Here is an 11145-nt window from a genome sequence, read left to right as displayed (position 1 = left end):
CAACGCTGAGCCAGCGCGCAAACAACGCGATCGTCGCCACGCAAACTGCATCCACCTTCTTCATCATGCCCGCGATATTCGCGGGACATGTGGCTCAACTCAAGATGCCTCGGCTGGACGCTTACGCTTCAGGCTGATTGCTGTCGCTCGTCCTGCCGCCACGGAAGTCCGCTGCCGATCTCACATCGGACGTTCGGAGCGGTAGGCCTCATTTTTAGGTGGGGAAGGAGAACAACAATCTGTTGGCTCCTGACACGGCCTGAGCCTTGGAACAGCTTGAGCAGGTTCGCGAGGTTCGCATGCGGCTCGGTACGCCGTTGAGTGCCTCTCAGCATGCCGCCCGGGAACGAGAACAGCCTTGTCTGCCCAAGCGATTGCGGCTCTCGATCTTTATTCCCGGTTCATCTTCGCGACTAAGCTTGACCTTCTCATCGTGACAAGGTTCAGAGTCGAGCCGTGAATCAACCAGAGGAGGCTCACATGGTCCATTTCAATGTACCTGATATGACGTGCAGCACTTGCGCCCAGCGCATCAGTCGTGCAATAGCTCAGACCCAACTACCGGGGGGCGTCGGAGTAGAAATCGACGTAGCTGCACGTCAGGTACGCATCCCGACGCAAGCCGGAGAAGGCACTGTGGAACTTGTCCGCTCAGCGATTGAGCGTGCTGGATACACACCAGACGCAGCGGTGGGTCCTTCATTGCGCCGAACAACCGGTGGCTGCTGCTGTGCGTCTCGGTCCACAGCCTCTGTTGATGTGAATCAAGGCGCTGCGAACCGCATGTCGTCATGCTGCAGTTGAACTAACAAGGAGACCATCATGCGTCTGAATATCGTCGCTGGGCTGTTGACAACCCTTTTCGTGGCGGGCTGTGCCATCGCGCAATCTCCAAAACCTGCGGACGAACACGCAGGCCACCACCCCGGTGATACACAGAACGGCGTTGCCACCCAGCCCGCCCCGGCGGCTACTGCCGTGCCAGCACCGGACGCCTTTGATCGCCAGATGAAGGCGATGCAGGAAATGCACAAGAAAATGCAGCTGGCCAAGACTCCCGCCGAACGATCCTCGCTGATGGATGAGCACATGAAGCTCATGCAATCTGGCATGGCCATGATGGGTGCGGGTAGTTCTGGTGGCATGGGCATGGGGATGATGCAGCAAGGGGCACAGACCAAATCTGCCGTACCTGCAGCCTCTGGAAACTCGGGCATGGGAGGCATGATGGGAATGCACGCTCAAATGGAGCGCCGTATGGCCATGATGGAACAGATGATGCAAATGATGGTGGACCGCCAAGCGGCGATGCCATCCAAGTAGACCCGCACGAGCGTGCTGAGGGGCGCTAGCCAAAAAAGCTCATTGAGATTCTTCGGTAGATTGCTTCCTGAATCGACGAGCGCAAGGCGCGTTATCCCTGACCCCATTGCTGCCGCAACCCAAGCACGACGCATCTCAGGAGTGGGAATGCGTTTGGTTCCTTTGCCTCCAGGCTTGATCGATAGCTCAACTAGGTGCCATTGATGGGGGCGGCGGTGCTCTTATTGGGTCTTCAGCGACAGCGACAGGGGTGCGCCGCTGCCGCGGTGGTGCCGTTTTGGGCGGCACCCAGGCCATGAGGCCAGTACGATTGAGGCTGCATTGCCTGGCGTAGCCACGCAGCCTCTCGAGCAGCAAACTCGATGCCCCCTAAAGGGGGCACCCTGCCAGCCTCACGAAGCCTCAGTGTTCGGCCGATCGTGTTTTCTTGGCTTTCGCATCAGCACATAGGCTGCAGGAATCACGAACAAAGAAAGCAGCGGTGCGGTCACCATACCGCCCAGCATGGGAGCCGCGATGCGGCTCATGACCTCCGAGCCTGTCCCGCTGCTCCACACGATGGGCACCAGGCCCGCCAGAATGACTGCCACGGTCATGGCCTTGGGTCGCACGCGCAGCACGGCACCTTCCCGAATCGCGTCCAGCAGCTCTTCCAGTGTGGGCTGCCTGCCGTCTGGACATCTCTCTGCGAGTGCCTGCTTGAGGTAGATGAGCATGACCACACCGAACTCTGCTGCGACGCCCGCCAGGGCGATGAAGCCCACACCGGTGGCGATGGAAAGGTTGTAGTTCATCAGGTACAGGAACCAGATGCCTCCGGTCAACGCAAAGGGCAGCGTCGCCATGATCAGTCCCGCCTCGCCCATGCGCGAGAAGGTCAAGTACAACAGCACGAAGATGATCAGCAAGGTGGCAGGCACCACTACTTTCAGGCGGGCATTAGCCCGCTCCAGGTACTCGAACTGGCCTGAGTACGTGATGCTGACCCCGGGCTCCAGCTTGATCTGTCGGCTCACCGCATCGCGCAGGTCATTGGCCACGGAAGCCAGATCGCGCCCCCGCACATCGACATATACCCAGCCCGATGGGCGGGCGTTCTCGCTTTTGAGCATGGGTGGCCCATCGGTGATGGCGATGCTGGCCACCGTACCCAGCGTGATCTGCTGCCCCATGGGGGTGGAGATGGGCAATTGGGCCAAGCGTTCGGGCGAGTCTCTCCACTCACGCGGATAGCGCAGGTTGATCGGAAAGCGGGCCAGGCCCTCGACAGTTTCCGAAACGTTTTCACCGCCAATGGCCCCGGAGACCACGGCCTGGATTTCGCTCACGTTCAGCCCGTAGCGACCTGCGGCCGTGCGATTGATGCGGACATCGACATAGCGGCCCCCCGTCAGGCGCTCGGCCAGTGACGAGCTCACTCCCGGAATGCCCTTGGCGACCTGCTCGACCTGGGCAGCGATCCCATCGATCACTTCCAGGTCGTTGCCGGTCACCTTGACCCCGATGGGACTCTTGATGCCCGTGGCCAGCATGTCGATGCGGTTACGGATGGGCGGAATCCAGATGTTGGACAGGCCGGGAATCTTGACGGCGTTGTCCAACTCCTCAATCAGGCCCTCGGGCGTCATTCCTGGACGCCATTGGTCTCTGGGCTTGAGCTTCACCGTGGTCTCGAACATTTCCAGCGGCGCCGGATCGGTGGCGGTCTCTGCTCGGCCTGCCTTGCCGAAGACGCGCTCGACCTCGGGAACCGTCTTGATCATGCGGTTGCTCAGTTGCAGCAGTTCTGTGGCCCGCTGTGCCGAAAGGCCCGGGAGCGCCGAAGGCATGTACAGCAGATCGCCTTCGTCCAGCCTGGGTAAGAACTCGCCGCCTAGCCGGGAGAGCGGCCAAATCGTGGTCGCCAGCGCCAGCACGGCGATAGCCAAGGTGGATTTGGGACGATGCAAGACCCACTCCAGGCAAGGTCGGTACACGACGATCAGCGCACGCGTGATGGGGTTTTTCTGCTCGTCAGGGATACGCCCCCGGATCCAGTAGCCCATGAGGACCGGGATCAGCGTGACCGAGAGTGCCGCAGCTGCGGCCATCGCGTAGGTCTTCGTGAACGCCAGCGGTCCAAACAAGCGGCCTTCCTGTGCTTCCAGCGTAAAAACGGGCACAAAGGACAACGTGATGATAAGCAGCGAGAAGAACAGCGCGGGGCCCACCTCCTCGGCAGCTTCGGTGATCACTTTCCAGCGTTCTTCCCCCACCAGTTGGCGGTCGGGATGCTTGTGCTGCCAGGCCTCCAGCTTCTTGTGGGCGTTCTCGATCATCACCACAGCTGCATCGACCATGGCGCCCACGGCGATTGCAATCCCGCCCAGGGACATGATGTTGGCGTTGATGCCCTGGTAGCGCATCACCAGAAACGCAGCCATGATCCCCAGAGGCAGAGAAATGATGGCGACCAGCGCAGAACGCAGGTGCCAGAGGAACAAGACACAGACCACCGCCACCACAATGAACTCCTCTACGAGTTTGGTGCTGAGGTTCTGGATCGCCCGCTCGATGAGTGCGCTGCGGTCGTAGGTGGTGACGATCTCCACGCCCTGGGGCAGGCTGCTTTGCAGCTCGCTGAGTTTGGCCTTTACGGCCTGGATCGTTTCCTGGGCGTTCTTGCCAGATCGCAGCACGACCACGCCTCCAGCCACTTCCCCCTCGCCGTCGAGTTCAGCGATGCCGCGCCGCATTTCCGGCCCGATCTGAACGGTGGCGACATCCCCCAGGCGCACAGGCACCCCTGCGCGCGACACCAACGGGATGGCGCGGAAGTCGTCCAGCGTCTTGAGATAGCCGCTGGCGCGCGCCATGTACTCGGCGCCAGACAGTTCCAGCACCGATCCCCCCGTTTCCTGGTTGGCATTCATGATGGCCTCGCGCACCTGCCCCTGAGTGAGGCCTTGGGACGCAAGCTTGATGGGGTCGAGCACGACCTGGTACTGCTTGACCATGCCACCGACCGATGCCACCTCGGCCACGTTGGGTAAGCTCTTGAGTTCGAACTTCAGGAACCAGTCCTGCAAGGCGCGAAGCTGGGCCAGGTCGTTTTTGCCGGTGCGATCTACCAGGGCGTACTGGAAGATCCAGCCCACCCCGGTGGCATCTGGGCCCAACGACGACTTGGCCGTAGCGGGTAGTCGTCCCTGCACCTGGTTCATGTACTCCAGCACCCGCGAGCGCGCCCAGTACAGGTCCGTGCCATCCTCGAACAGGATGTAGACGAATGAGTCGCCAAAGAACGAGAAACCTCGCACCGTCTTGGCGCCCGGGACGGACAGCATGGTGGTGGACAGCGGGTATGTGACCTGGTTCTCCACTATCTGCGGTGCTTGGCCGGGATAGGAAGTGCGAATGATGACCTGGACATCCGACAAATCGGGAAGAGCGTCCACGGGGGTGCTGCGCACACCCCACACGCCCCAGGCCGTAAGCATCACGGTCGCCAGCAGAACCAGGAGTCGGTTCGCCACCGACCAGCGGATCAGACGCGCGATCATGGCTTGATCCTTTCCACGGCAGTGATCACGAAGTCCTTGCCTTGCTGCTGGAAGGTGAACTTCACCTGCTGCTCGGGTTTCAGTGCTTTTGCCAGTTCTGGGTTTGCCAACTTGAATGGCATGGTCATGCCGGGCCACTTCAGTTCAGGCACGGCCTCGTGGGTAAGGGTCAGCTCGGTGGGCGTGACCTCATCGACCACCCCTCGCACCGTAAAGCTCTTGGACGCCGGAGCCGCAGAGGCCGAGGAACCCTGTTCAGCGATGGGTTGCGCGCTGCTGCCTGGAGGCAGTGCGGGCATGATGCCTCGCAGGCTGGCTTCCGAGTCGATCAGGAACTGTGCCGAGGCGACCACCTGTTGTCCTGCGGTGAGGCCGCCTTGAATGACGAGGCGGTCATCGATTTCCGCGCCAAGTTGTACCTGGACGGGGTGGTACTTGCCGGGGCCGTCCACCACGTAGACCAGTGCCCGCTTGCCGGTGCGGATCACCGCTTCGCTAGGCACCAGCAGCGCTGGTTGCTTGCGTCCGGCCAGGGTAATCTGCCCGGACATGCCCGCCTTCAGGCGCTGGGCGGGGTTGGGAAGCTCCAGCCGCACGCGCACCGTGCGGGTGTCCCGGTTGGCCTCTGGCAGGATGCTCACGACCCGAGCTTTGAGGGTTTCGCCCGGAAACGCGGCCAGGCGCACCTGGGCGTCCTGCCCCAGTTGCAAGGGACCGCTTTGCGCTTCGGGAACAGCGGCCTCGATCCAGACGCTGGCTAGGCCGTTCACGCGCACCAGGCTGGCCCCAGCAGCGACCGTCATGCCCTGGCGCACCATCAGTTCGGCCACCAACCCCGCCTGTGGAAAGGTCACCGTGTAGCGGCCCTGAGGTTCGCCCGTGCGCTCCACCTGGGCCACCAGCGAGGCAGGCATGCCCAGCAGTGACAACCGCTGGCGCGCTGCTGCCGTTAGCGATTCGTCCTTAAGCGCCCGGACAGCGAGGAACTCGCGCTGCGCAGACACCCACTCAGGCAGCAGCAGATCGGCCAATGGCGCGCCTGCTGCCACCACGTCGCCCGGCGCCCGGGCATAGACACGCTCCACAAATCCAGCAGAACGCGCCTGGACGATGCTCACATCCCGGTCATTGAGCTGGACCGTGCCCAGCACATCCACATCAGCCCCAATGTCGCGCTGCTCCACCATGGCGGTGCGCAAGCCGAGGGCTTGCACCGCCTGGGCGGAGACGCTCAATCCTGCGCCTTGTTGAGTGTCCTCATCGGCGTACTTGGGAACCAGGGCCATGTCCATGTAGGGCGATTTGCCAGGCTTGTCGAATTTCTGCGTCGGCACCATGGGGTCGTACCAGTACAGCACCTTGCGGTCGGCCTTCGCAGTTTCGGCCGAGGTAGGAACGGCGCCAGAGGCGTGGTTGCTCGCGGTGCGCCATTGGGAGACGCCCCAGCCGAGGGCGATGCCTGTGGCAACCAATGCCACGGCCACAACGGTCTTCTTGAAAACGGTATTGGTCATGTGGTTCTTCCTTCAGTCAGCGATCAGGCTGTTCAGGCGGGCAATAACGGTGTCCCGCTGTGCCTGCAGCTCAATGAGTCGCCAGTGCGCCTCCCGCACCTGGGCCCTTGTAGCCAGCACGGCGCTCAAATCGCCCTTGGCAGACTGGTAGTTGGCCAACGCGAGTTCGGCGCGCCCTTGTGCCAAGCCGATGCCAGCCGATTGCAGCCGCTCGATCTGACTGTTCAGTGCCGCCAGCTCTGAGGCGCTGTCCTCCAGCTCCTGTAGGTGCCTGCGGGTCACGTCCTCCTGCTCGGCTTCCAGGCGCTGCAGCTCCAGCTGCTTGGCCTTGATCTGGGGTCCCTGACGCCGCTCCTGTTGCCAGGGAAGATCAAAGGTCACCTGGAAAGACACCATGTCGCCCCAGCGGCGGTCGCGGCGGCTGTAGGCGACTTCCCAGGACCAATCACCCTTGGTTTCTGCCTGGGCTTCGCGCGTTTCCGCTAAGGCTATCGCCTGCATGGCCGGGTACTGCGCTAGTTCCGCGTGGCGGTGTACCTCTGACCGAAGCTGGTCCAAAGGGCGGCTCAGCGGCCCGGGAACTCCCTGCAGCGCCTCGTCGGCGCGGGCGCCAACCCAGCGCCGCAACATCGCCCTGGCCTTGGATCGGTCCCGCTGCAGATCGTCCCTGCGGTCCGACAGCGCAAGAGCCTCCTGCTTGGCCATCAGAAGATCGCCCGCCTGGGCCGTCCCCCCTGCGATGCGGGCAGGCAGGCTGTCCTGCAGGCGCTGGTTCTCACTCAGTAGACCGGCAAGCACCTGGTCGCGCTGTTCAATGGCCTGGGCCATGATCCAGGCTTGGCTCAGCTCCTGGCGGATCTGCAGACGCTGGACCCCCAGAGTGGCGCGTTCGCGCTCCACCTTGGCCTGGGCGCTGGCGATCTGCGCATCTCGTTTGGCACGGTTGGGAACCTCCTGCATCAGCGCCAGGCGTTGCATGGTCATGGACTCGCGCGTAAGGCTGAAGCGATCCATGCCGCTGATGGGAAAGTTCTCGACCCCGACCGAGAGCTTTGGATCCGGCAGAGTTCCCGCCGACTTCTGGGTACTGCTGGCTGCGTCAATCTGCAGCCGCTGGGCCGTGATACGAGGGCTGTGCTGCTCCGCCAGATCCAAGGCTTCGGCAAACCCCAGGGCGTGGGCCTGGTTGCCTACAAGGCCGATGCCGGCCAGTAGGAATCCGAGAGCGCAAAGGCGCAGATGGTTGAGGTTGCGCACACGGATGCGCGGCGAGAGAGGATGAATGCGCAGTTGCGCAGGCGGGCGCTCGCAGGGAGCGCCGAAGGAGATGTTGGGCATGATGGTCCTCGAAATGAAGGGGCACGAAGTCAGACCTGCGCGCACGCTGCAAGGCAGCGCACACGCCGTGCACGTTCAATTCCGAAAGACCTGATGGGTCAGATAGATGGGGGGAGATCCCGCTCGACTGTCCAGCTCTGCGTAGACAGCCCGGGGGTCAATAGGGCTCTCGGAGTCCAGGATGACAGGCAGCACATAGGCGACCCAGATGGCGTGCGCCGCGAGCGCCTGCAGATCGAGACCTTGGAGCGAGGGGGAAGACAAGCTGTCGCCGTCACAATGGGCTCGGCACAGCTGAGGATCTTGCTCATCCATCGTTCCCGCCATAGCGTGGCAATCGGGCATGGAGGGCATGCCGACTGAGTCCTCCATGGCCATGCCCGCTTTTTGCATCGATGCCGCATGGGCTGCGGAGTCCAGCTTGGGACAGGCATAGGCCGCCAACGCGAACTGCATCAGAAGCAACGCCGCCACCAGAGCGCTGGTTATCCAGCGGGCTTGGCGCGATATCGTGCTTCTGGCGAAGATCATGGTACGAATGGTATTCCCAGCGGTGGCCGCGAACTTAACCTAGATCAAATCTGAGCGAGCCAAGTCGATTCAGCCCTTGCGAAGCCGCAGGGCGTTTGCGATCACGGACGCCGAACTCAGGCTCATCGCCAAGGCCGCGATCATTGGCGATAGCAGCCATCCGGTGAAGGGATACAGCAGCCCTGCGGCGATCGGGATGCCCAGCGCGTTGTAGAGGAAGGCAAACATCAGGTTCTGCTTCATATTGCCCACCGTCGCCTCCGACAATTCCCGCGCAGTGGAAATCCCTCGCAGATCGCCCTTGACCAGGGTGACCTGTGCGCTGTTCATCGCCACGTCGGTGCCGGTGCCCATCGCGATCCCCACATCCGCCTTGGCAAGGGCGGGCGCGTCGTTGATCCCGTCCCCCGCCATGGCGACAACACGGCCTTCGGCCTGCAGCCGCGACACCAGGGCCAGCTTGTCCGCAGGCTTGACTTCGCCATGGACCTCATCAATCCCCAGTTTGGCCCCCACCGCCTTGGCGGTGGTCATGCCGTCGCCCGTGGCCATGACAATGCGCAGTCCCGCCGCATGCAAGGTCGCCAGCGCTTCCGGCGTGCTGGCCTTGATGGCATCCGAGACCGCCAGCAGGCCTTGAAGCTGGCCATCGGCCGCCAGGTACATCACGCTGGCGCCTGTGGCGCGCAAGGCCTCTGCCTGCGCAAGCAGCGGGTTCGCTGAAACCCCAACCTGCTCCATGAGGACCGTGTTGCCCAGGGCGAGCTGGCGTCCAGCGACCTGTCCGCGCACCCCGATGCCCGAGCCGGACTCAAAGTCCTCGGGCTTGTCCAGGGCGAGCCCCTTGGCGCGAGCTGCCTGGACAATGGCATCGGCCAGCGGATGCTCGCTGCCTTGGTCCAGACTGGCCGCCAGGCGCAGAACCTCATCCTCGGACAGACCGGGCATGGCCACTACACGTTCGAAGGAGGGCTTGCCTTCGGTGAGCGTGCCTGTTTTGTCCACGATCAGCGTGTCCACCTTGCGCAGGTTCTCGATGGCTGCCGCGTCCCTGAAAAGCACGCCGCTGGTCGCCCCCCGGCCTGTGGCCACCATGATGGACATGGGCGTTGCCAGGCCCAACGCACAAGGGCACGCGATGATCAGCACCGCAACTGCATTGACCAGGCCGTAGACCCAGCGTGGCTCCGGACCGAACAGGCCCCACGCGAAGAGTGTGAGCAACGCGATACCCACCACAGCCATCACGAAGTAGCCCGCCACCTGGTCGGCCATGCGCTGCATGGGGGCCCGTGAGCGCTGTGCCTGCGCAACCATTTGAACGATCTGCGACAGCATGGTGGCGGAGCCCACCCGCTCGGACCGGATCACCAGTGCCCCGTTGGTATTGAGCGTGGCACCGATGACGGCATCACCAGGCCCTTTGACGATGGGCACCGGCTCCCCAGTGAGCATGGCTTCGTCCACGGCACTGCTGCCCTCGACCACCACACCGTCCACGGGGACCTTCTCGCCGGGCCGCACGCGCAGCAGATCACCCACATGGACGTGGGACAACGGGACATCGCTCTCCTGGCCGGTGGCGTCGATGCGCCGCGCTGTCTTGGGCGCCAGGCCCAGCAACGATTTGATGGCGGCCGAGGTCTGCGAGCGTGCCTTGAGCTCCAGCATCTGGCCGAGCAGCGTGAGCGAGATGATGACCGCTGCAGCTTCGAAATACACCGCCACGCGCCCCATGGCCTGGAACGAGGCGGGAAACACCCCCGGCGCAACGGTCGCGACCACGCTATAGACAAATGCTGCGCCCGTTCCCAGACCAATCAGCGTCCACATGTTGGGACTGCGGTTCACGACCGACTGCGCACCGCGCAAGAAGAAGGGCCAGCCCGCCCACAGGACGATGGGTACCGTCAGCACCAGTTCAATCCAGCTCTGTGTGACCATCTCGAACCACTGCAACCGGTGCCCAAGCATGGCCAGGACGGTAACCACCACAGTGAGAGGCAGCGTCCACCAGAAGCGATGCCGGAAATCCACGAGCTCGGCGTTTTCTCCCTCATCCAGCGTGGGCAGCATGGGCTCCAGTGTCATGCCGCACTTGGGGCAATTTCCAGGATGGTCCTGTTGCACCTCAGGGTGCATGGGGCAGGTATAGGTTGTGCCCGGTTGCGCCGCTTCGGGCTCAGGCTGAGGCGCGCGCTCGCTGATGGGAGTCGAGAGAAACTTTTGCGGCGCTTCCATGAAGCGTGCTTTGCATTTGGCGCTGCAAAAGTAGTAAGGACGCCCTTCGTGCTCTGTCGAGTGATGCGATTGTTCCGTCACATCCATACCGCAGACAGGATCCTTTAGTCCCGTCGTGGGCAACGACACATGCGTGTGATGCCCTTCATGATGCTGGTGGTCATGATGGACGTGTTCGTGCGGTTGCGCATTCGACATGGATAGCCTCCCTGGGTGTTTTGGCCGTGCAAGATTACTTCTTGCTCGAATCGACGTTGTGGGAGCCGTGCCCCCCGTGTCCGTGGAAAAGGTGCATCAGGGGGCAAGCCAGCAAGAGCAGATACGGCCAGTAGCCCGCGACATGCGACCAGTGCTCTTTGAGAAGAAAAAACATGCCAATGAAAGCGAGCATGACGACTGCGCCAATCAGTCTCTTTCTGCCCATTGAAGCGCTGGCCTTATCCGATTGTCCTGTACTGTGATCGTGGTTCATGGTTTTCTCCATATGAGGTCGTCGAGACAGTGACGAGCCGTATGGAAACAATAAGGCTTAAGGCTACGCTGAACAAGCCCTCGAAATTTCCCGCGCGAACGCGGAAGACGCCATTTTTTGGATTTTGTGGCCTCTTGCGCCGCCCATTTGGGCCGTTCGCAGGGCCTTGAGGCCCGATTTCCAC

General features: G+C 62.5%; 8 protein-coding genes. 2 read left to right on the top strand and 6 right to left on the bottom strand.

All coding sequences use genetic code 11. From position 1 onward, the window contains the following. The first annotated feature begins 480 nt into the window (after window positions 1-480). Entirely contained in the window at window positions 481-804 is a 324-nt protein-coding gene (locus NFX52_RS31175; RefSeq protein ID WP_082437422.1) for a heavy-metal-associated domain-containing protein, read from the top strand. Window positions 805-822: 18 nt separating this feature from the next. Next, complete coding sequence (locus NFX52_RS27500) at window positions 823-1323, top strand: hypothetical protein (protein ID WP_055397962.1); 501 nt, start codon at window positions 823-825, stop codon at window positions 1321-1323. Between the two features lie 392 nt (window positions 1324-1715). On the opposite strand, the gene NFX52_RS27495 is transcribed toward NFX52_RS27500, so the two are convergent. The 6 genes from NFX52_RS27495 to NFX52_RS27470 all read right to left on the bottom strand — a co-directional run bounded on the left by NFX52_RS27495 (window position 1716) and on the right by NFX52_RS27470 (window position 10913). Then, window positions 1716-4865 (bottom strand): efflux RND transporter permease subunit, encoded by a 3150-nt coding sequence (locus tag NFX52_RS27495; RefSeq protein WP_252635915.1) that lies wholly within the window; start codon window positions 4863-4865, stop codon window positions 1716-1718. Continuing rightward, window positions 4862-6379, bottom strand: a complete 1518-nt coding sequence (locus tag NFX52_RS27490; protein WP_252635914.1) for an efflux RND transporter periplasmic adaptor subunit — start codon at window positions 6377-6379, stop codon at window positions 4862-4864. The genes NFX52_RS27495 and NFX52_RS27490 overlap by 4 nt, the downstream gene beginning before the upstream one ends. Before the next feature lie 12 nt (window positions 6380-6391). After that, window positions 6392-7717: a TolC family protein gene (locus NFX52_RS27485; protein ID WP_252635913.1), complete on the bottom strand. Its 1326-nt coding sequence runs from the start codon at window positions 7715-7717 to the stop codon at window positions 6392-6394. Window positions 7718-7792: 75 nt separating this feature from the next. Continuing rightward, entirely contained in the window at window positions 7793-8248 is a 456-nt protein-coding gene (locus tag NFX52_RS27480) for a hypothetical protein (protein WP_055402939.1), read from the bottom strand. A 69-nt stretch (window positions 8249-8317) separates the two neighbouring features. Next, complete coding sequence (locus tag NFX52_RS27475) at window positions 8318-10687, bottom strand: heavy metal translocating P-type ATPase (RefSeq protein WP_082437696.1); 2370 nt, start codon at window positions 10685-10687, stop codon at window positions 8318-8320. A 34-nt stretch (window positions 10688-10721) separates the two neighbouring features. After that, window positions 10722-10913 carry a DUF2933 domain-containing protein gene (locus NFX52_RS27470; protein ID WP_055402945.1) on the bottom strand — a complete coding sequence of 64 codons (192 nt, stop codon included), beginning with the start codon at window positions 10911-10913 and terminating at the stop codon, window positions 10722-10724. Between the last annotated feature and the right edge of the window lie 232 nt (window positions 10914-11145).

The organism is Acidovorax facilis (assembly GCF_023913775.1).
Classification (GTDB): Bacteria; Pseudomonadota; Gammaproteobacteria; order Burkholderiales; family Burkholderiaceae_C; genus Acidovorax; species Acidovorax facilis.
The sequence above is the reverse complement of the archived record's forward strand: the minus strand, read 5'-3'. Positions and strand labels throughout refer to the sequence as shown.